This is a genomic window from Kocuria palustris (assembly GCF_007666205.1).
Lineage (GTDB): Bacteria > Actinomycetota > Actinomycetes > Actinomycetales > Micrococcaceae > Kocuria > Kocuria palustris_A.
This window is the reverse complement of record NZ_VDOR01000002.1, coordinates 203,658-224,311: the sequence shown is the minus strand read 5'-3', so window position 1 is coordinate 224,311 and position 20,654 is coordinate 203,658. Positions and strand designations below refer to the sequence as shown.

The window sequence follows — 20,654 nt, the reverse complement described above, 5'->3', positions numbered from 1 at the left end:
CCGGAGGAGGACAATCCTTGGAGCCGCTGCCCGATGACGACTTCCGCCGCGTGCTGTGCGTGGTGGCCCACCCCGACGACCTCGAGTACGGCGTCTCGACCGCCGCGGCCCGCTGGGTCGAGCGCGGCATCGAGGTCTCCTACCTCCTGCTGACGAGCGGCGAGGCCGGAATGCAGCGCGATCCCGCCGAGACCGGTCCGCTGCGAGCCCAGGAGCAGCGCCGCGCGTGCGAGGCCGTCGGCGTGCAGGACCTGACGATCCTCGGCTTCCCCGACGGCCATCTGGAGCCCTCGCTCGGGCTCCGGCGGGACATCGCGCGGCAGATCCGCCGCGTGCGCCCGGACGCCCTGGTGACGATGACCTGGGCCGAGGAAGTCCCGTGGGGCCTGAACATGGCCGATCATCGCGTGGCCGGGCTCGCCGCCGCCGACGCCGTGCGCGACGCGGACAACCGCTGGGCCTTCCGCGAGCTCGCCGAGGACGAGGGCCTCGAGCCGTGGGGGACGACCTGGCTGCTGGTCGCGGAGGCCGCCGAGCCGACCCACGCCGTCGACGTGAGCGGGGCCCCGCTCGAGCGCGGCATCGCCTCGCTCGAGCAGCACGCCGAGTACCTCGCCGACCTGCCGGACCATCCGGCGCCCCGCGATCTGATCACGAGCGCCACCGCCGGGGCGGGCAGGGCTCTCGGCGTGGACCACGCCATGCCGTTCCGGGCCTACCGCCTGGGCTGAACCGGATCGCCCGCCGCGACGGGCTCACGCCCTCCGCGTCGGGTCTGCGGCTGAGAACCACGGTCCGCTGAATGGCCGCGATCCCGCCCCGGGCGGCTCGTCCCCGGAGCAGCTGTGCCCGAGCGGTCTGGTCGTCTCCTGCAGCGCAATGACGTGCTCACCGCGCAGGACGCAGGTGACGATCCGCGCATCGACCGCCTCGGAGCCCATCACGTGCTGCTCGAGGAACCGATGGGTCTCCGGTCCCAGCCGCGTCAGCCCGCTGATCGCGATGCTCAGCCCGGGTCGAGAGCCCCCGGAGCCGCTGAGTCCCGAGCGCAGCGCATCGAGGCCGAGGATCTCGCCGTCCGTCGTCACGAGGGAGAAGCCCGGATGGTGCACGTTCAGGAAAGCGTCCAGATCGGCGCGGCGGCCATCGCTCAGCCAGCGCGCCAAGTACTCGTGATGGACGGTCATCAGCCGGTGCACGGCATTCATGGCCTCGTTCTCCTCTCATGCCGCGGGTCGCCGCCTGGGTCGGCTGCGGCCCGTGCGACCCCCCCCCCCCCCCCCCGCAGGGGTGTCTTCAGGACTGCCGGCCGCCCGCCTCCGGCGCACGGTGTGCGCCCGAGCGGGACTTCGCCTCGGCCGCGGGCTGCGCCGTCGTCTCCACGACGGTCTCGGGCTGCCCGCTGTCGGCGCCCGGCGCTCTGGTGATGAACAGCGAGACCGCTGACGCCGCCAGTGCCACGACGGCGGCGGTCAGGAACGCGGAGCTCGTCCCGTCGGCCAGGGCCGCGGGCTCCGATGCGCCGCCGGCGCGCGCGGCCTCGCTGACCTCGCTGCAGACGGTGATGAGCCCGGCGGTGCCGGCCGCGCCCGCCAGCTGCTGCAGCGTGTTCAGGATGGCCGAGCCATGGCCGTACAGATGCGTCGGCAGCGATCCGAGCGCCGTGGTCATCAGAGGACTGAAGGATGCGGCCAGGCCGATGCAGAACACCACGTGCAGGGCGATCACCGTCCCCAGGGCCGTGCTCTCGTCGATGGTCGAGAGCAGGAACAGGCTCCCGGTGATCAGCAGCACGCCGGGGATGATGAGGGGCCGCGGCCCGAAACGGTCGTAGAGCCGGCCTGCGATCGGGGACAGGACGCCTTCGAGCAGCCCGCCGGGCAGCATCACCAGGCCGGAGACCAGAGCACTGACCAGGAGGGACCCCTGGAGGTACAGGGGCAGCGTGTTGACGACGCCGAGCATGGCCCCCATCAGCGCGACGACCACCACGACGGACAGTGCGAAGTTGCGCACGCCCAGCGGCCGAAGATCGAGCAGCGCCTCATCGTCACGGCCCCGGGCCAGCTGACGCCGGATGAACAGGACCACGGCCACCACGCCGATCCCCAGGATCACCAGCGGGGTGCGGGCTCCCGGGCCGCCGTCGAGGATGACGCCGATGGAGCTCAGCCCGTAGACCAGCCCGCCGAAGGCCAGCGGCGACAGCACGACGGACAGCGGATCGAGCGGAACGGGACGCGGCTCGGTGACGTTCGTGAGCCGGACGGCGCCCAGGACTCCCGCCCCTGCCACGAGCGGAATCATGCACCAGAAGATCCCGTGCCAGGAGGTGAAGCCGAGGATCGCCCCCGCCACAGTGGGGCCGATCGCCGGGCCGACGGCCATGACCACGGCGATCAGCCCCATCACCGCACCTCTGCGCGGGGCGGGCACCAGGGTCATGGCCACGGTCATCAGCAGCGGGAGGATCACGGCGGTGCCGGCGCCCTGCGCCAGGCGCGCCGCGAGCAGCAGGCCGAACGACGGGGTGACCGCGGCGACGACGGTGCCCGCGAGGAAGGACCCGACGGCGAAGAAGAAGATGGACCGGGTGGTGAACCGCTCGAGCAGCCACCCGGTCATCGGCATGACCACCGCCATCGCGAGCATGAAGCCGGTGAGCACCCACTGGGCGGTGCCCGCGGCGATCGAGAAGTCGGCCATGATCGACGGCAGGGACACGGCCAGCGTCGTCTCGTTGACCATCATGACGAATGCGGTGAAGACGAGGACGCCCAGGATGACCTTGATCGGCCCGGAGATGGTCGTCGCGCTCGGGGCGGCGGACGACGGATCCGGTCGGTCGGGGTGCTCGGCGGAGTGCTGTGACATCGAGGAGTCGACCTCTGCGCTGGAAAGGCCCCGCTGCGGGGAGAGTGCCTCGACGCCGTGGTCGACGGCCGCCGATCAGACTAGCCCATAGTGATGCATTCGTACCACTTCTGTTCAGAAGGGCGGCGGTGCCGGCGCGGTCGGGCAGGACCGCGCAGGCGCCGCGGCAGGACCGGTGCGGACGCCCCGCCTGCGCTCGTCACCGCAGCGGACTGTCCTCCGGGGCCCCGGCCCGACTCCGGCCGTGGGCCTGCCCGAGGACGGCCAGCGCCGAGGGCAGATCGACCCCCACGGACACATCTGCGGTCGTCGCATCCGGGCCCACGATCGCGCAGTCGGTGAGCTGCGCCCCGTTGAGCCGAGCCAGCTCGGCGGCCACCTCGCACGGCTCCCCGATCCGCAGCCCGCGCGCCGTGTCGGCCGCCGCGAGCGCCGAGAGATCGGCGGCGTTGCCGGCCCGATGGGTCAGGATCGCGGCCTGCCCGACCCCCAGCGCCGCGGTGATGAGGAACACGGCCACCAGGGCGAGGATCAGCCCGAGGACCGTGCCGGCTCCGCGGTCCGGGTGCCCATCGCAGCCGGCCCGGCGCTCACCCGCCATCGACGATCACCTCCTCGCTGAACGTCGTGGCCTCCGCGGTGACCTCGAGCGACTCCCACTTCCCCAGGATCCCGGGCGCGGGCATCGTCACCCGGGCCGTGGCGCGATCGGGGTCCCGGTCCACCCGGACGTCGGCGGCATCGCCGGCGATCGTGCGCGCCTCCTGCTGTGCGTCGGCGGCGGACTCCCCGCGGGCCATCACGCGCGCGGCCGCCCCGGCGGCCTCCTCGCAGCGCACCTGGAGCATGGCGGCGCCGCCGCAGGCCAGCAGCACGGCCAGCAGCAGGACGATCGAGGGCAGGACGACGGCCGTCTCGACGGTCACGGCGCCGGCGTCATCGCCCGGGCCGCGCTCCTTCTCACCGCTCTCCAGCCCGCCGCCCCCGGCCCCCGGGGCCGCATGTCCGCGCGCCTCGGTCCGGCGATGACGAGGCCCGGTGCGCGGCGCTCGTGTCGGCGGGCCTCCCGTCGCGGGCGGACGGCGGGTGGGGCGAGCGCTTCGATTCGTGATCATGATCTCGAGTCCTCTCGTGAGCGGCCGGTCCGGTGCGCGCGGCACCGGACCGGCCGGGTCCGGGCGGGCTCGTCCGCCGACCGACGGACGAGCCCGCCCGTCGGTCAGATGGCCAGGGCCTTCTCGACGATCTTGAGCAGCAGGCTCGAGACGCCGTCGGAGTTGATGACCGCGGCCATCACGCCCCCGAAGGCCGCCGCGGCGAGCAGGATGATCGCGTACTCGACGGTCGAGGCCCCGAGGTCGGGATCCTGGACGGCGAGCTCCCGGCCGGGTCGCCGGCCATCGGTCGGCTCGAGCTCCGAGGAGACGCTGCGGGCGCTCTCGGGGGCCGCGTGATCGGCGTGAGCGGCGGTGCGGGTGATGACGGACATGATGTCCCCTTCTCTCGGTTGTGCCCCGGGCGGGGCTCGGCATCGAGCGGACGGACGTCCGCCCGAGGTTCTCGGGGCCGGCGCACGAGGCGGCGGCGGGCGCTCATCCGAGCAGGTCGGGCACGAGCCCGATGAGCACCGGGACGATGCCCCAGCACACGAAGGCAGGCAGGGAGCACAGCCCCAGCGGGACCATGAGGTGGACGGACAGCCGCTCGGCGGCGGCCTCCGCGCGGCGCTGCTCGGCCCGCCGGACCTGGGCCGACGCCGCGCGCAGAGCCGAGGCCGACGGTGCCCCGGAGACCGCGGAGAAGGTCAGGGCGGCGCGCAGATCCTGGACCTGGGGCGGGACGTCGCCGGCCGCCGACCAGGCCTGCTGCCACGACAGCCCCAGCCCCAGCGCCGCGGCGACGATCCGCAGGCTCGCGCCGACCTCCCCGCCGTCGGTGCGCGCCAGCACGTCCAGCGCTCGGGAGACGGGGACCCCGGACTCGAGCATCGAGGCCACGAGCTCGACCAGGACCCCGGCCGAGACGCCGCTGCCGGCCGGCGCCGAGACCCCTTCGGGGGCCGCTGAGCCCCCCGGCCCCGTGCCGGGAGCACCCGGTCCGGGCATCCGCCGTGCGAGCGGGAGCCAGAGCACGGCCAGGGCCGCCAGCAGCAGCATCCCCGCGACCACGGCGGCGCTCGCTGACTGTCCGCCGCTCATGCGGATCGCCTCCCGGCCTCGGCCCGGGGACGGACCGGGACCCGCGGCGGCTCGGGCCCCGCGGGCGCGGACGGAGCCGGGCGGTGCCCCGCGGCCGCCTCGGCCCGGTGCACCATGCGCCGCGTCCACAGCCTCCCGATCACGCTCAGCACCGCGCCGAGGACTCCGGCGGCGACGCCCCACGGGGTCGTCAGGAGGGTGCGCACGGGATCGGCTCCGATGAGAATCCCGAGCCCGAGCGCCAGCACGGGCAGCCACGAGAGGATCCGCACCGTCGCCCTCGCTCCGGCCAGGGCGGTCTCGCGAGCGGCGTCGGCGTCGAGATCTCCCTCGGCGGCCGCCGCGACGCCGTCGAGCAGCGCCGCCAGGGGCGCGCCCGTGCGCTGCGAGACCTCCCAGCACCGGGCGGTGTCCGTCAGCACGGCCGCCTCGGTGCGCTCGGCCCTGCCTCGGGGCCGGCCGCTCGCGGCGGCCTCGGCCAGCAGGGTCTCGGAGGGGCTGCGCCCCAGGGCAGCGGCAGCGGACACCGCCCGGCACAGCCGCTCCTGCCGAGCCACCGCTCGACTGGGCACCGGGGCCTGCGCCGCGGTCCGGGCGCTGACGGCGAAGGCGGCGGTGGGAGACTGCCCGGCCCGGATCAGGGCCGCCAGCTGCCGGATCCAGTCCACCCACTCGCCGGCCTCGGCCGGGTCGTCCCGCCGACGCAGCCGCCGAGCCAGGGCGGTCAGGATCCCGTCGGGGGCAGCCGAGGACCCTGCTTCCCCCTCCGGTCCGGGAGCACCCGGCATCCGCACCGTCAGCGGACGCGGCAGCCACAGCAGCGCCAGGGCCGCGAGCACGAGGGCGAAGATCCCCAGGGCCCCGCTCATGACGCCGCCCCCGCCGTGCGTCCGGACGCCATGGCGGCGAAGGCAGGCCAGCCGGGCCCGGACGACGGCCCGTCGGGGGTCTCCTCCACGGCGGTCACCATGTGCAGGGCGCCGCGGCGCTGCTCCAGCAGGGCCACGGTGCGCAGGACGCGGCGTCCGGCCTCCCGGTCCAGGTGCACGACCAGGTCCAGGGCCGAGCCGGCCTGCAGCGCGACCGCCTCCGGGGTCATCCCGCCGAGCGCGCCCAGGGCGGCCAGTCGGGCGGGCACGGCATCGGCCGAGTTCGCGTGGACCGTGCCCGCTCCGCGGTGCCCCGTGTTCAGCGCGGTCAGCAGCTCGCGCACCTCGGCCCCGCGGCACTCGCCGATCACGATCCGATCCGGGCGCATGCGCAGCGACTGCCGCACGAGCTCGGCGAGATCGACCGAGCCGCTGCCCTCGACGTTCGCATGCCGCGACTGCATCCCGATGACGTGCGGGTGCGCCGGGCGCAGCTCGGCGGCGTCCTCGATCAGCACGATCCGCTCGTGGACGGGGCAGGCCGAGAGCAGGGCGTTGAGCACCGTCGTCTTGCCCGAGCCCGTCGCCCCGGTGACCAGGAGGTTGGCCCCCGAGGCCGTGGCGGCGAGCAGCTGCTCCAGGATCTCGGGGCGGATCGTCCCGGCGGCGACGAGATCGTCGACGGTCAGCACCTCCCGGTGCCGGAAGCGCACGGACAGCAGGGTCCCGCCGGTGGAGATCGGCGGCAGGACGGCGTGGACGCGGATCCCGTCGGCGGTCTGCACATCGGCACAGGGGTGCGCGTCGTCCAGCCGGCGCCCGGCCGAGGAGATCAGCCGCACGGCCAGCTCCCGGAGCTCCTCCTCGCTGCGGAACGGGGAGTCCACCCGCACGGGGCCGGCCCCGGCCTCCCACCACACCTCGCGATGCCCGTTGATCCAGACGTCGGTCAGCCCCTCGGCCGGGAGCATGCCCTGCAGGGCGCCCAGACCGGTGAGCTCCGCGCGGATGCGCCGCACCGCGCGCAGGATGCCGGCGGCGCTGAGCGCCTGGCCGGACTCGCGCACGGCCCGGGCGATGCGCTCGTCGTCCACCGCGCCGCCGTCGGCCAGCAGCGTCTCGCGGACCTCGCGCAAGAGGTGCGGGTCCACGTCGGCCGCGCGCGCACGGCCCGGACCGGATGCGATGAGGGCGCTCACGGCCGGCCGTCCCATCCGGCGGCAGCGGCCGTCTCGGGGGCGGCCCGATCCAGCAGGCCGTGCAGCTCGTCGAGCTGCTCCCACAACGAGGCCACGGCGCTCGCGTGCCGACGGCGCCGCCCGCGCTGAAGCAGGCTGCGCATCTCGCAGGCCTCCGCGACCCCGGCGTCGAAGGGGATGCCGGTCAGCGGCGGCAGCCCCAGGACCTCGGCGGCGGCATCTGGCTCCACGTCCGCGATCGCCGGACCCGCCAGGACGAACTCGACCGGCACGCCGCTGAGCGCATCGGCGATCCGCCGGGCGCACAGCAGCGCCCTGGCCGTGCGGGGCACCACGACGAGGACCGCATCGCACAGCCGAGCCGCCCCGAACGATCGTTCGCCGACCCGGCCGAGGTCCAGGACGACGAGGTCGCAGGCGCGCCGGAGGGTGCGCAGCACGGCCGCGACCGGGGCCTCCTCCTGGGAGCGACGATCCCAGGACAGCCACCTCATCCCGGTGAGGCCGTCGATCTCCGGGAGCACCTCCCACAGCCGTCGAGAGCTCAGCGCCCCGTGGGAGCCCACCAGATCCGGCCAGCGCAGCGCGGGCTCGAGCTCGGTGCCCAGCAGCAGGTCGATGCCGCAGCCGTGCGGGTCGCCGTCCACCAGGGCCGCCTCGCGCTGCGGCGCCGCCGCGGCCGCCAGCCAGCACGACAGGGTCGAGGCGCCGGCCCCGCCCACCGCGCCCATCACGCCCAGGACGCCGGCCGCCGGGCGCGCGCTCTCGCCGCGCAGATCGGCCAGCCGGTCCGCGAGCCACGGCTCCGCCTCCGGGAGCACCGCCACGGTGCAGTCGCCGCCGATCCGCGCCGCCAGCTCCCACAGATCCGCATCCTCTGCCGTGCCGAGCAGGACGGCCGGGATCCCGAAGGGGCCGGGCCGCGACCCCGCGCTGCGGAGGTCGCGCGCGGCCAGCAGCAGCAGCTGCGCCGAGGCCGCTCCGGCGGCCTCGAGCTGCGCGGGGCTCGGGTCGTGGGCTCGGCTCAGCTGCGCGTCGGCGGCCGCGCACACCGCGGTGATCTCCTCGACCAGGCGATCGTCCGAGCCGACCAGGACGACGCGCCGACCGGCTCCCTCGAGCACGAGCCCGGCGGCGGGGATCTCCGCACCGGGGATCCCCTCCGCGGGGGCGCCGCGGAGGGGCTCGATCGGAGCCGACCCGCCCGCTGCACGGCTGCCCGATGCCGCCGCCTCTGCGGCGGCCCCTGCCGGGGCCGGCGGGACGATCTCCAGGAGGGCCGCCCGGCGACCGGAGGGCCGGGCCGCGCGGTGGGATCCCGAGCTGCGCGGGGGCTGCTGTGCTGTCATGCCCCGACCATGCGGGGTGCGGGCAGCCGCCGGCAGGAGCGGCGATCCGCCCGGGGCGCGGGCTGCGGGCCGGGCAGGATCACCGTCCCCTGTGGAGTCCCGCTCGCGCGCGATGCCTGCGCTGTCGGTCGTCGCCGCCAGAATGCGAGGGTGCTGATCGTCGTGACCGCTCTCCCGCCCGACGGCACAGCGCCGCCCGCGGCTGGGGGCGCTGTCCACGCCGTCCAGGTCGTCGACGACCGGGCCCGCCCCGTCGGGCCGCCGCAGGAGCTGGATCCCGCCGGCCTGGCCGCGTTCGTGCATGCGCAGGACGCGCGCTGCCGCGCCGAGACGGGCCGCGGCCCGCGCTGGGTCCTCGAGCGGGGCCCGCTGATCCTGCCGGGCCTGCTGGCCGCCGATCCGTCGGCGCCTCTGCAGCACCTGCACGACCTGCGCCTGGTCTCGGCGATCCTGTCCACCGCCTCGACCGCCCCGGCCGCGGCCGTCGACTACTCCCCCGTCCTGGAGCCCCTGCCCCGCCACGAGCACCCGGGGATCGCTCCCGAGCCCGCACCGCGCTCCGTGTGGAACGGCCCCGGCGAGGGCCAGCTGGGCCTCTTCGACGACGGCCCCGGCGCCGATCAGCGGGATGCGGCCGCCGATCGGCTGACCGCTCTCGTCCAGGAGCTGCGCGCTCAGCTCGAGGCCGTCGAGGGCTCCCGGGCGCCGCAGAAGCTGCGTCTGCTGTGCGGCCTCGAATCCGCCGGCGCCCTGCTGGCGGCCGACATGCACCGGGTCGGCATCCCGTGGGACGAGCGCGTGCATCGCGACCTGCTCGTCGAGGCCCTGGGCCCGCAGCCGCCGCTGGGGCACCGCCCGGCGCGCATGGAGGAGGCGGCCGAGCGCGTCCGGGAGGTCCTGGGCGCCCCGGAGCTGAACCCCGACTCCCCGCAGTCCCTGCTGCGAGCGCTGCGCGGCGCCGGCATGGGGGTGAGCTCCACGAGCCAGTGGGAGCTCAAGGGCTGGGCCGAGGCCGCGCCGGTCTCCTCCCCCGGCGAGCGGCAGCGCCGCGAGCAGCTGATCGAGCCCGTGCTGGCCTACAAGAAGCTCTCCCGGCTGCTCACCGCCAGCGGCTGGCAGTGGCTCGAGTCATGGGTGCGCGGCGGCCGGTTCCACGCGGAGTACGTCGTCGGGGGCGTGGTCACGGGACGCTGGGCCGCACGAGGCGGCGGAGCGCTGCAGATCCCCAAGGTGGTCCGCTCCGCGGTGCGCCCGGGCCCGCGGCGCCGCCTGGTGGTCGCCGACGCCGCGCAGCTCGAGCCCCGCGTCCTGGCGGTCCTGGCGCGCGACGACGCCCTGGCGGACGCCTCCCGCGGGCAGGACCTCTACCTCTCGATCGCCGAGCGGGGCCGGCGCTCCAGCACGGGGCTCACGCAGCGAGCGGAGGCCAAGGTGGCGCTGCTGGGGGCCCTGTACGGAGCCACGACCGGCGAGTCCGGGCGGCTCATGCCGCAGCTGGCCCGGCTGTTCCCCCAGGCGGTCGCCTTCGTCGAGCATGCCGCGCGCGTGGGCGAGGACGGCGCGCAGGTGTGCACGTGGCTCGGCCGCTGGTCGCCCCGGCCCGACGAGCGCTGGCAGGAGGCCGTCGCCCGGACCGCGACGGCCGAGGAGGAGCGCCGCGCCGGGCAGCTGCGCCGCTCGCAGGGCCGGTTCACCCGCAATCTCGTGGTCCAGGGCTCGGCCGCGGAGTGGGCCATGGCGTGGATGGGCTGCGTGCGCGCCGAGCTGCGGCGCCGCGGGCTGGACGCCGATCTGGTCTTCTTCCTGCACGACGAGATCATGGTCGACACCGCGGCCGAGCACGCCCAAGAGGTCGCCGCGCTCGTGCGCGACGCCGCGGAGCAGGCCACGCGCATCGTGTTCGGCCGGGTCCCGGTCGAGTTCCCCGTGACGGTCGCCGTCGTCGAGAGCTACGACCAGGCCGGGTGACGGACGGGGTGCCCCGGGTGCCGGCAGCGGCGGGGCTCAGCCCTGCGGGGCCGGGCGGACGTCGTGGCGGTCCCACGGCCGGGCCCAGCCGGCCGCGGTGAGCACCCGGTCCAGCAGGATCCCGGTGAACCCCCACACGACGACCTCGTCGCGCCCGCCGGCCGGGTCGGTCACGGTCCGGGGGATGCGGAAGGCCGGCGAGCGGTGCCGCCTGACCGGGAAGTCCGGCCCGGAGCGGCGCACCTCGGCCGTGTGGCGCCGCTGCGGATCCACCACGTCGAGCAGCGGGACGCGGAAGACGAGCGCGGACTCGGCGCGGTCCACCACGTCCACGCGGCTCGGCCGCGCCCACCAGCCGATCACGGGGGTGACGTCGTGCCCGGAGACCGGAACGGGCGTCGTGGGCAGGGCCCCCAGGACCTCGATGCCCCGCGGATCCAGCCCCGTCTCCTCCTGCGCCTCGCGCAGCGCGGCCCGCACGAAGGCCGCCTGCACGGGGCCGCCCGGAAGCTCCAGGACATCGCCCGGGTCCTCGGGATCGCCGTCCTCGGGGTCCAGCCGGCCGCCGGGGAAGGCCACCTGCCCCGGATGAGCGCGCAGGGTCGGGGCGCGCTGGGTCAGCAGCAGGTCGAGGTCCGCCGCAGGGCCGTCGCCGCGCGCCGCGGAGTCGGCCTCGACGTCGTCGAGCACTCCCACGAGGATCAGCACCGCCGATGCGCGCGGCGTCCCGCGGTGCCGCAGGGAGTCGACGCGCAGCGGCCCCTGCTCCCGCAGGGCGACCACGGCCCGGAGCAGCTGGTCGCGGGCGCGCCGCCGGCCGTCCTCGCAGCTCCCGGCGCTCATGCGCTCAGCCCGTGCCCGGCCGCGCGCAGCTCGCGCCGCGAGCGCCCCGCCAGGAAGGCCTCGAGCAGCTCCTCGCGCCCGGGCTCGAACTCGTAGGCCAGCAGCGCGGCGGCCGCCTCCGGCTCGACCGGGCCGGTGCCGTAGGACGGGCACAGATCCGCGACGGGGCAGACGCCGCAGGCCGGGCGCTTGGCATGGCAGATGCGGCGGCCGTGATAGACGAGGCGGTGGGACAGATCCGTCCAGTCGCGCCGCTCGAACAGCTCCCCCACGGCGTGCTCGACCTTGACCGGGTCCTCCTCGTGGGTCCAGCCGAAGCGGCGGGCCAGGCGCCCGAAGTGCGTGTCCACGGTGATCCCGGGGACGTCGAAGGCATTGCCGAGCACCACGTTGGCCGTCTTGCGGCCCACGCCCGGCAGCTTCACGAGGTCCTCGAGGCGGCCGGGGACCCGCCCGTCGTGCTCGTCCTCGATCGCCCGGGCCAGCCCCTGGGCCGAGCGCGCCTTGGAGCGGTAGAAGCCCAGCGGCCGCAGCATCTGCTCGACCTCCGCGCGCTCCGCCTCGGCCAGCGACCGCGGATCCGGCCAGCGCTCGAAGAGCGCGGGGGTCGTGGCGTTGACCCGGGTGTCCGTGGTCTGGGCCGAGAGCACCGTGGCCACGAGCAGCTGCCAGGCGGAGTCGAAATCCAGCTCCGCGACCGCGTACGGGTAGGTCCGCCCCAGCTCGGCGGCGATCCGCCGCGCGCGCCGCTTCAGCGCCAGCGGCGACTCCTCCCGCCCCGTCCTGGCCCGGCGGGCCGCCCCGGCCCGCGCCTTCGGGGGATCCACGATCCGCACGTGATCCGGCACCGGGCCGCCCTGCGACCGGTGCAGCGGATGCGGCTCGCGCTCCGCGGCCGCTGGGGAGGCCGCTGGGGAGGCCGCTGGGGATGCCGGGGTCTGATCGGGCAGGCTCATGCTCCCGATGCTACGTCGGCGCCCCGACGGCCTCCGTCCGCGAGCGCACCGAGATCCGCGCTGCCCAGCCCCCGGAGGCGGCCCCGGTCTCCGTTGGAGTCGGCTCCGGGCGTGAACTAGTCTCGGAGCAGATTCCGTGATTCACCGCACATCGGACAGGAGATCAGCCGAGATGACCGATCAGCAGCAGACGTTCCCCCCGCCGGAGGAGTTCGCGGCGCAGGCCAACGTCACCGCCGAGATCTACGACGAGGCCGCGTCCAAGGGACCCGAGTTCTGGGCCGAGCAGGCCCGCGAGCTGCTGAGCTGGTCCCAGGAGTTCACCGAGACCCTCGACTGGTCGAACCCGCCGTTCGCCAAGTGGTTCGCCGACGGCACCCTCAACGCCGCCTACAACGCGGTGGACCGCCACGTGGAGGCCGGCAACGGCGAGCGCAGGGCGCTGCTGTTCGAGGGCGAGCCCGGCGACGATCGCTCGTACACCTATGCCGAGCTCAAGGACGAGGTCTGCAGGGCCGCCAACGCCCTGGTCTCGCTGGGCATCGCCAAGGGCGACCGCGTGGGCATCTACATGCCCATGGTCCCGGAGGCCGTGATCGCCATGCTGGCCTGCGCGCGCATCGGCGCGATCCACTCCGTGGTCTTCGGCGGCTTCTCCGCCGACGCCGTGCGCTCGCGCATGGAGGACGGCGAGGCCAAGCTCGTGATCACCGTGGACGGCTCCTACCGCCGCGGCAAGCCCTCCAAGATCAAGCCGGTCGTGGACGACGCCCTCGCCAAGGGCGCCCCGACGGTCGAGAACGTCGTCGTGGTCAAGCGCAACGGCGAGGACGTGGAGTGGACCGAGGGCCGCGACCACTGGTGGCACGACCTGGTCGATGACCAGTCGGCCGAGCACGCGCCGGAGCCCATGAACGCGGAGGACCCGCTGTTCATCCTCTACACCTCGGGCACCACCGGCAAGCCCAAGGGCGTGCTGCACACCACCGGCGGCTACCTCACGCAGGACGCCTTCTCCATGAAGGCCACCTTCGACCTCAAGCCGGAGACCGACGTCTTCTGGTGCACGGCCGACATCGGCTGGGTCACCGGCCACTCCTACGTCGCCTACGGCCCGCTGGTCATGGGCGCCACCCAGGTGATCTACGAGGGCACCCCTGACTCGCCGCACCGCGGGCGCTTCTGGGAGATCGTGCAGAAGTACGGGGTGACCACCATGTACACCTCCCCCACGGCCATCCGCACCATGATGAAGTGGGGCGAGGACATCCCCGCCGAGTACGACCTCTCCTCGCTGCGCCTGCTCGGCACCGTGGGCGAGGCCATCAACCCCGAGGCCTGGCAGTGGTTCCACGAGCACATCGGCCACGGCCGCTGCCCGATCGTCGACACCTGGTGGCAGACCGAGACCGGCTCGCACATGCTCACGCCCATGCCGGGCGTCACGGCCGCCAAGCCCGGCTCGGCGCAGACCCCGCTGCCGGGCATCAGCCTCGACGTCGTCGACGAGTCCGGGAAGACGGTGCGCAACGGCGAGCAGGGCTTCCTGGTGGTCCGCGAGCCGTGGCCGTCGATGATGCGCACGATCTGGGGCGACGACCAGCGCTTCGTCGACACCTACTGGTCGCGCTTCGAGGGCATGTACTTCGCCGGCGACGGCGCGCGCTTCGACGAGGACGGCGACATCTGGGTCCTGGGCCGCGTGGACGACGTCATGAACGTCTCCGGGCACCGCCTCTCGACCTCCGAGATCGAGTCCGCGCTGGTCTCGCACCCCTCGGTCGCCGAGGCCGCCGTCGTGGGCGCGGCCGACGAGACCACCGGCCAGGCGGTCGTCGCCTTCGCGATCCTCACCGACGAGGCCGTCGACGAGGGCCGCTCGAAGGATGAGCTGTCCGAGGAGCTGCGGGCACACGTGGGCCGGGAGATCTCGCCGATCGCCAAGCCCAAGCGCGTGCTGATCGTCCCGGAGCTGCCCAAGACGCGCTCGGGCAAGATCATGCGCCGCCTGCTCAAGGACGTGGCCGAGGACCGCCCCGTCGGCGACGTCTCGACCCTGGCCGATCAGACCGTCATGGACCAGATCGTGGAGTCGCTGGGGCAGAAGTGACCGGCCGCCGCTGAGAGCGGCATGCCCGACGACGGGGCCGGCCGATCCCGAGCGGATCGTCCGGCCCCGTCGCTCACCGCCGGCCGCTTCCCGCTCACCGGTCGACCGGTTCGCACTCCTGCGTCGAGACCGGCTGCTCGGCCCCCGCGGCGGCCGTCAGCGCGTCGCCCAGCGCCTCGGTCGTCACGGCGAAGCCGGCCGAGCTCGAGGACGAGCGGGCGAAGACCACCCCGATCACCTGTCCGTCCCCGTCCAGCAGCGGGCCCCCGGAGTTGCCCTCCTGCACCCCGCCGGCGAACTGCAGGACCTCGACGGGCGGGCTCGGGGCGTCCCCGTCGATCGAGCTCATCGAGGTGCGGGCCGTGCCCTGCACCTCGGCCGGGCCGATCTCGAGCGGGCCGCCCCCCGGGTGGCCCGCGAAGGCGGCCGCGGTCCCGGGCGGCGGGGTCGGCGCGATCCCGAGCGCCGGGGCCTCCAGGCTCGGGACCGACAGCACCGCCAGATCGGCCGCGGGATCGAAGACGACGACCTCGGCCTCGTGCCGGCGCCCCTGGGCGTCGTGGGCGAAGACCCGCTCGGCGCCGGCGATCACATGCGCGTTCGTGACGGCCTGGCCCTCGGCCGCCGCGAAGCCCGAGCCGCTCAGCCGCGCCGAGCACTGCGGTGCGAAGCCCACGATCCGCAGGGTGGATCCGGCCGCCGCTGTGATCTCCGGGTCGTCGACCTCGCCGGCCGGAGGCGGCGCCGGCTCGAAGAGCAGGGTGTCGAGCTCGCGGGCACCGGTGCTTCCCGCCACGCGCTCCTGAGCACGCTCGAGGGCGTCGACGGCGACCGGCGGGGCGGCGCGGTCGACCAGGCGCATCATGGGCGAGCGCTCGGCGTGGGCGCCCACCGCCGGCACGGGCCCGCTGGCCAGCGTGGACACCGCGGCCAGCACGACCAGGGCGGCGGCCAGCGCACCGATCGCCGCTCCTCCGAGCGCGTCCAGGAACCGCAGCGCTCGCGAGCGCACCGCGACCGCCGCCGCCGCGCGGCCCGCCAGGGCCTCTCCCAGCGCCTGGCCGCCGAGCATCCCGAGCACGAGCACCCCGCCGAGGACGAGCAGCCGCACGACCCGGTCGGCCGACTCGAGCGGGATCTGCGGGATCGCCCACAGGGCCAGGGCCCCGCCGGCCAGCAGCCCCGCGATCCCGACCAGCGTCCGGAGGATCCCGCGCATCAGGCCGTGCAGGAGTCCGAGCACCAGGACGATCAGGATGATCAGGTCCATCAGGCTCCAGGTCATCGGCTCCTCCTCTCCCGGGCCCGTCCCGGCGATCCGGATCGCGCCGCCGGTTCCCCTCTCCCGGCGGGCCCGGCGCTTCCGGTCGTGACCGGTCCGTTGGGATTCGGAGTATCTCGCATTACAGTGGTGGGGATGGTGTCGAATGCGTCACAGCATCGGCCCCCTGACGAGCTACCACCGAGGAGCACCATGGATACCGAGGTCCTGCGCAGGGCCCCCCTCTTCGCGTCCCTGGACGACGAGGCCTTCGCCGCGCTCACCGACGAGATCACCGAGGTCGATCTCCCGCGCGGCGCCACGCTGTTCCACGAGGGCGACCAGGGCGACCGTCTCTACTTCATCATCTCGGGCAAGGTGAAGCTGGGCCGCACGGCCAGCGACGGCCGCGAGAACCTCGTGGCCGTCATGGGCCCCGGCGAGGTCTTCGGCGAGATGGCCCTGTTCGACCCCTCCCCGCGCTCGACCGCGGCGACGGCGGTCTCGGAGACCCAGCTCGCCGGCCTGAACCACGAGAACCTGCTCAAGGTCCTCGAGCGCAACCCGGCCGTCTCGCAGCAGCTGCTGCAGGCCCTGGCCCGCCGCCTGCGCCGCACGAACGAGAACCTGGCCGACCTGGTCTTCTCGGATGTCCCGGGCCGCGTGGCCAAGGCGCTGCTGGACCTGGCCGAGCGCTTCGGCCGGCAGACCCCGGACGGCGTCCTGGTCGCCCACGAGCTCACGCAGGAGGAGCTGGCCCAGCTGGTCGGCGCCTCGCGCGAGACCGTGAACAAGGCCCTGGCCGAGTTCGTCCAGCGCGGCTGGATCCGCCTGGAGGCCCGCGCCGTGGTCATCCTCGACACCCCGCGGCTGCAGCAGCGCTCGCGCTGACCTCCCCCTGCTCCGCGCACGACGAGGCCGCGACCCCCACGGGGTCGCGGCCTCGCCCGCTGTCCGGGCTGCGGCGCTCAGCGTCGTCGCGCGGCGACGGCCCGGTCGACCGCGAGCCCCAGCGAGCCGTCCGCGGCCCGCTCGAGCCGCGCCATCCGCGGCTCCAGGTGCGGGCGGTGGGCGGCGACCGCGATCGCCGACGGCGCGCGGGCCAGGTCCTCCAGGATCAGCACGGTCGCCGGCGTCAGCAGGGGCCGCAGGTCCTGGCGCTCCAGGCTCCGGTCGGAGCGCACCCGGGGCGGCGCGGACCCCTGCTCGCCGGGGCTCTCGCCCGGCCGGCCCCGCAGGACCTCGGCCGGGGAGACCCAGCCGCCGGGCCTGCCCCGGGAGCCCAGCGGCCCGGGCTCCTGGCGCTCCGGGAGGATGACCAGGAAATACCGGATGTCGCAGCGGCGGTGCATGAACTCCGCCGTGATCCATCGGGCCATGGGCCGCAGCAGCTCCGTGCGCAGCAGCAGGCGGCGGTCGGCGAGCACCTCGGACAGCGACTGCTCGCCGGCGGCGACGTCCTCGCGCACCGACATCCAGTCGTGGCCGCCGGTCGTGGCGATCGTCGTGTCCCGGCGCCGCCCGGCCAGCAGGACGCCGGTGGTCGCGAACAGGGTGCGCGCGGCGGCCACGACGGTCCTGCGGGCGCTGCCCACGTCGTCGCGCAGCACCCCGGCCCACTCCTGGCTCGAGAGCCCCGACCACGGGATGGGCTCGTCGTCGGCAGCGATCACCCGCCCGCCCGGGAAGGACACCGGCCCGAACGGGGAGCGGTGCTCGTGCGCCGTCAGGTAGGTCTCGACCCCGCGGGGGCTGTCGCGGATGAGCACGGTGCAGGCGGCGTCCTGCGGGGTCACCGGTGCGACGTGCTGCTCCGGATCCAGCCAGAGCTGCGCCGCCGCGCGGTACTCGGGCGGCACCGGGAAGCGGCGGAGCCCGCGCACCGCCCCGGGCACCGGGCTCGGGGCGGCGCCGGGCGCAGTCAGACGGGACGACGAGGGCCGCCCGGCCGCCCCCTGCGCGGAGGCGGCGTCGGGCGGCCCGTCGGCGGCCGCAGGGGGCTCAGGCCAGTTCGACAACGAGCTCGACCTCGACGGGCGAGTCCTTGGGGAGGACGGCCACGCCGACGGCCGAGCGGACATGCACGCCGGCATCCCCCAGGACCTCGCCGAGCAGGTCCGAGGCGCCGTTGATCACGCCCGGCTGCTCGGTGAACGAGGGATCCGAGGCGACGAAGCCCACGAGCTTCACGACGCGGCCGATCCGGTCGAGATCGCCGATCACGTCCTTGACCGCCGCGAGGGCGTTGAGGACGCAGGTCGCCGCGAGCTGCTGGGCGAGCTGCGGGGCGATCAGCCCCTCCCCCTCTCCGACCTTCCCGGTGCTCGGCAGGACCCCGTCGACGAACGGCAGCTGGCCGGAGGTCCAGACCTGCGAGCCGCTGCGCAGCGCCGGGATGTAGGTGCCGGCCGGTGCGGCCGTCTCGGGCAGGGCCAGGCCGAGCTCCGCGAGGCGGGCCTCGACGCGTCCGGCAGAGCTCTCGGGGGCCATCTCAGGACTCCTTCGGGCGCTTGAAGTACGCGATCGGGTTGGTCTGCTGCGGCGCGTTGACCGCGGCGTCGGGGGTGGAGGCCTGCTGCTGGCCGGGGAGGACGGCCACCAGCTCCCAGCCCTCCGAGCCGAAGTTGTCCAGGATCTGCTTGGTCGCGTGGATCATGATGGGCGCGGTCATGTATTCCCAGGTCGTCATGAGGCCAACCCTAGCGCCTGCCCGGGCCGCATCCCGTGGTGCAGACCTCATCGCGCGCCGCCCTGCGCTGGCAGGCATCGCTTGTACCATGACCGAATGGCTTCATCTCCGAGCTCCCCCGATGCCCGTGAGGGGACTTCCGCCGTCGGCCGCGTCCTCGCGTTCCTCATCGCCAGCATCCTGGCCGGGGCCGTCGTGGCCGGGCTGATCTTCCCCTCCGCGGCGGCCGCGGGCATCGCCGCCAGCGGCTCGGTCGCCTGGATGAAGGACCTCCCCGAGGATCTCTCCAACGGCCCGATCTCGCGCTCGTCGACCGCCTACGCGCGCGACGGGGAGACGGAGCTGGCCACGTTCTACGCCGAGAACCGCACCCCCCTGTCCCTCGACCAGATCTCCCCGCACATGCAGGACGCGATCGTCGCCGTCGAGGACCGCGACTTCTACACCCACGGCGGCGTCTCGGTCACCGGCATCCTCCGCGCGATGGCGAACAACGCGACCAACTCGGAGGGCCGCCAGGGCGCCTCGACCCTGACGCAGCAGTACGTGAACAACCTGATCATCGACCGCGACGTCCGCGCCGGCGACGAGGCCTCCACCCTGGGCGCCAACAAGGGCTACGTGGACAAGCTCCAGGAGATGAAGCTCGCCGTCTCCATGGAGAACGAGCTGTCCAAGGACGAGATCCTCCAGGGCTACCTGAACATGGTCCTGTTCGGCCCGCGCAACTACGGCGTGGAGACGGCCGCCAACTACTACTGGGGCATCCCGGCCTCGGAGCTGAACCTCCAGCAGTCGGCCACGCTGGCCGGGCTGGTGCAGTCCCCGGAGTACTACAACCCCGCGACCAACCCCGAGCAGTCGATCGACCGCCGCAACACCGTGCTGTGGACCATGCTCGACGAGGGCATGATCACCCAGGCGGAGTACGACGAGGCCACCGCGGCCCCGCTCGATCTCGACCTGCACCCGGAGAACCAGGGCTGCACCGCCTCCGAGGACGCCCCGTACTTCTGCACGTACGTGGAGAACGAGATCCTCACCTCGCCCGAGTTCGGCGAGACCCCCGACGAGCGCCTCAACAACCTCCAGCGCGGCGGCCTCCGGATCGTCACCACCCTGGACCCGAAGGCCCAGCGCGTGGCCCAGGACGAGGTCGAGAACACCCAGCCCGCCGACGACAACCCCGACTCCATCGGCTCGTCCCTCGTCTCGATCGAGCCGGACAGCGGCGAGATCGTGGCCATGGCGCAGAACTCGAACTACTCCGCGGCCGAGGAGGAGAACCAGCAGAACACGGTCTACAACTTCAACACCGACACCCTGGACGCCGGGACCGGCGGCTACCAGGTGGGCTCGACCTTCAAGCCCGCAGTGCTCCTGGCGTGGATCGACGCGGGCAAGTCCGTGGGGCAGACGATCGACGCCTCCCGCACGAGCTACCCGGCCGATCACGCCTGGGAGGCCTCGTGCGTCGACGGCGGCTCGGTCTTCGAGCCCGGCGACGACGGCAGCGGCTTCTCCTTCCAGAACGCGTCGCGCGGCTACGAGCGGGACATGAGCGTCGAGTTCGGTCTCTACAACTCGATCAACTCCGCGATCTATGCGATGGCCGACGAGCTCGACCTGTGCCGCATCGGCGAGCTCACGGCGGATCTCGGCCTGCACAACGGGCAGACCGGCCTGCCGATCGACACCACGCACCTCTCGTCGCTGCTGGGCGGCTCGTCGGACAACATCTCCCCGCTGACCATGGCCACTGCCTACGCCACGTTCGCCAACGACGGCGTGCGCTGCGAGCCCCGGGCCCTGCGCAGCGTCAAGGGCCACGACGGCACCGAGTACGCCGTGCCCGAGTCCTCGTGCGAGCGCGAGATCAGCGAGAACGAGGCCCGCACCGTGAACCATGTGCTCGAGCAGGTGCTCGTGCGCGGCTCCGGCCATGAGCTCGGCATCGGGCTCGAGAACGCCTCCGCCGCCAAGACCGGCACCACGGACAACTCGACCCAGACCTGGCTGCTCGGCTACACGCAGGGCCTGTCGACCGCCTCGTGGGTCGGCAGCTACGCCGAGGGCAGCCGCTCGCTCAACGACGTCTCGATCGGCGGCGACCGACCGGCCTCCCAGACCTCGGATCCGGACGACTGGGTCGACGGCTCCTCCTACGCCGGCGAGCAGTGGCAGGCGTTCATGGAGGAGATCGCCCCGGACTACAACACGGACGAGTTCCCCTCCGCCCCCGACAACCTGATCGAGGGCAGCCGCAGCGCGGACCGCAGCGCGCCGTCGACCCCCTCCACCGAGTCCGGCGGCGGCGCCTCGACGCCCACCGCCTGAT

Annotated in this window: 20 protein-coding genes; 5 read left to right on the top strand and 15 right to left on the bottom strand. The window is 74.5% G+C overall.

Annotation, left to right across the window (positions count from 1 at the left end; all coding sequences use genetic code 11):
* Positions 1–17 precede the first annotated feature (17 nt).
* The gene (locus FSY66_RS03115) at positions 18–731 is read left to right on the top strand and encodes a PIG-L deacetylase family protein (protein WP_144791179.1); all 714 of its coding nucleotides are present in this window, start codon (positions 18–20) and stop codon (positions 729–731) included.
* Between the two features lie 24 nt (positions 732–755).
* Here FSY66_RS03115 and FSY66_RS03110 read toward each other — a convergent pair whose 3' ends face one another.
* From FSY66_RS03110 to ssd, 9 genes are all read right to left on the bottom strand, one after another.
* The gene (locus FSY66_RS03110) at positions 756–1,208 is read right to left on the bottom strand and encodes a hypothetical protein (protein ID WP_186304378.1); all 453 of its coding nucleotides are present in this window, start codon (positions 1,206–1,208) and stop codon (positions 756–758) included.
* Positions 1,209–1,296: 88 nt separating this feature from the next.
* Positions 1,297–2,874: an MDR family MFS transporter gene (locus FSY66_RS03105; RefSeq protein ID WP_144791177.1), complete on the bottom strand. Its 1,578-nt coding sequence runs from the start codon at positions 2,872–2,874 to the stop codon at positions 1,297–1,299.
* 199 nt (positions 2,875–3,073) lie between these two features.
* Positions 3,074–3,475, bottom strand: coding sequence for an Rv3654c family TadE-like protein (locus tag FSY66_RS03100; RefSeq protein ID WP_144791175.1), 402 nt, complete (start codon positions 3,473–3,475; stop codon positions 3,074–3,076).
* Complete coding sequence (locus tag FSY66_RS03095) at positions 3,465–3,800, bottom strand: TadE family type IV pilus minor pilin (protein ID WP_260853411.1); 336 nt, start codon at positions 3,798–3,800, stop codon at positions 3,465–3,467. Before FSY66_RS03095 ends, FSY66_RS03100 begins: the two co-directional genes overlap by 11 nt.
* A 293-nt stretch (positions 3,801–4,093) precedes the next feature.
* Positions 4,094–4,363 carry a DUF4244 domain-containing protein gene (locus FSY66_RS03090; protein WP_144791173.1) on the bottom strand — a complete coding sequence of 90 codons (270 nt, stop codon included), beginning with the start codon at positions 4,361–4,363 and terminating at the stop codon, positions 4,094–4,096.
* A 103-nt stretch (positions 4,364–4,466) separates the two neighbouring features.
* On the bottom strand, positions 4,467–5,072 hold the full coding sequence (locus FSY66_RS03085) for a type II secretion system F family protein (protein ID WP_144791171.1): 606 nt from the start codon (positions 5,070–5,072) through the stop codon (positions 4,467–4,469).
* Complete coding sequence (locus tag FSY66_RS03080; RefSeq protein ID WP_186304377.1) at positions 5,069–5,941, bottom strand: type II secretion system F family protein; 873 nt, start codon at positions 5,939–5,941, stop codon at positions 5,069–5,071. Before FSY66_RS03080 ends, FSY66_RS03085 begins: the two co-directional genes overlap by 4 nt.
* A complete protein-coding gene (locus tag FSY66_RS03075) occupies positions 5,938–7,140 on the bottom strand; it encodes a TadA family conjugal transfer-associated ATPase (protein ID WP_260853410.1) in 1,203 nt (400 codons plus the stop codon). The genes FSY66_RS03080 and FSY66_RS03075 overlap by 4 nt, the downstream gene beginning before the upstream one ends.
* A complete protein-coding gene (gene ssd, locus FSY66_RS03070) occupies positions 7,137–8,489 on the bottom strand; it encodes a septum site-determining protein Ssd (protein ID WP_144791167.1) in 1,353 nt (450 codons plus the stop codon). The genes FSY66_RS03075 and ssd overlap by 4 nt, the downstream gene beginning before the upstream one ends.
* A gap of 150 nt (positions 8,490–8,639) precedes the next feature.
* Between ssd and FSY66_RS03065 the strand changes: the two genes are divergently transcribed.
* Complete coding sequence (locus FSY66_RS03065; protein ID WP_260853409.1) at positions 8,640–10,457, top strand: bifunctional 3'-5' exonuclease/DNA polymerase; 1,818 nt, start codon at positions 8,640–8,642, stop codon at positions 10,455–10,457.
* Between the two features lie 36 nt (positions 10,458–10,493).
* Here the strand turns inward: FSY66_RS03065 and FSY66_RS03060 are convergent, their stop codons facing one another.
* On the bottom strand, positions 10,494–11,300 hold the full coding sequence (locus FSY66_RS03060) for an NUDIX hydrolase (protein WP_144791165.1): 807 nt from the start codon (positions 11,298–11,300) through the stop codon (positions 10,494–10,496).
* The gene (gene nth, locus FSY66_RS03055; protein WP_260853408.1) at positions 11,297–12,256 is read right to left on the bottom strand and encodes an endonuclease III; all 960 of its coding nucleotides are present in this window, start codon (positions 12,254–12,256) and stop codon (positions 11,297–11,299) included. Before nth ends, FSY66_RS03060 begins: the two co-directional genes overlap by 4 nt.
* A 172-nt stretch (positions 12,257–12,428) precedes the next feature.
* Between nth and acs the strand changes: the two genes are divergently transcribed.
* Positions 12,429–14,366, top strand: coding sequence for an acetate--CoA ligase (gene acs, locus FSY66_RS03050; RefSeq protein WP_144791163.1), 1,938 nt, complete (start codon positions 12,429–12,431; stop codon positions 14,364–14,366).
* A gap of 94 nt (positions 14,367–14,460) precedes the next feature.
* Here the strand turns inward: acs and FSY66_RS03045 are convergent, their stop codons facing one another.
* Positions 14,461–15,651 carry a MarP family serine protease gene (locus FSY66_RS03045; RefSeq protein ID WP_144791161.1) on the bottom strand — a complete coding sequence of 397 codons (1,191 nt, stop codon included), beginning with the start codon at positions 15,649–15,651 and terminating at the stop codon, positions 14,461–14,463.
* 189 nt (positions 15,652–15,840) lie between these two features.
* On the opposite strand from FSY66_RS03045, the gene FSY66_RS03040 reads away from it, so the two are divergent.
* Positions 15,841–16,518, top strand: coding sequence for a Crp/Fnr family transcriptional regulator (locus tag FSY66_RS03040; RefSeq protein WP_144791159.1), 678 nt, complete (start codon positions 15,841–15,843; stop codon positions 16,516–16,518).
* A 77-nt stretch (positions 16,519–16,595) separates the two neighbouring features.
* Here FSY66_RS03040 and FSY66_RS03035 read toward each other — a convergent pair whose 3' ends face one another.
* Genes FSY66_RS03035 through FSY66_RS03025 form a run of 3 tightly spaced genes read right to left on the bottom strand, consistent with a single transcriptional unit; the run spans position 16,596 to position 18,316 of the window.
* On the bottom strand, positions 16,596–17,645 hold the full coding sequence (locus FSY66_RS03035; protein WP_144791157.1) for an NUDIX hydrolase: 1,050 nt from the start codon (positions 17,643–17,645) through the stop codon (positions 16,596–16,598).
* A complete protein-coding gene (locus tag FSY66_RS03030; RefSeq protein ID WP_144791155.1) occupies positions 17,629–18,117 on the bottom strand; it encodes a RidA family protein in 489 nt (162 codons plus the stop codon). Before FSY66_RS03030 ends, FSY66_RS03035 begins: the two co-directional genes overlap by 17 nt.
* Position 18,118: 1 nt before the next feature.
* A complete protein-coding gene (locus tag FSY66_RS03025; RefSeq protein ID WP_144791153.1) occupies positions 18,119–18,316 on the bottom strand; it encodes a DUF4177 domain-containing protein in 198 nt (65 codons plus the stop codon).
* A gap of 96 nt (positions 18,317–18,412) precedes the next feature.
* On the opposite strand from FSY66_RS03025, the gene FSY66_RS03020 reads away from it, so the two are divergent.
* Positions 18,413–20,653, top strand: coding sequence for a transglycosylase domain-containing protein (locus FSY66_RS03020; protein WP_144791152.1), 2,241 nt, complete (start codon positions 18,413–18,415; stop codon positions 20,651–20,653).
* Position 20,654: the final 1 nt, after the last annotated feature.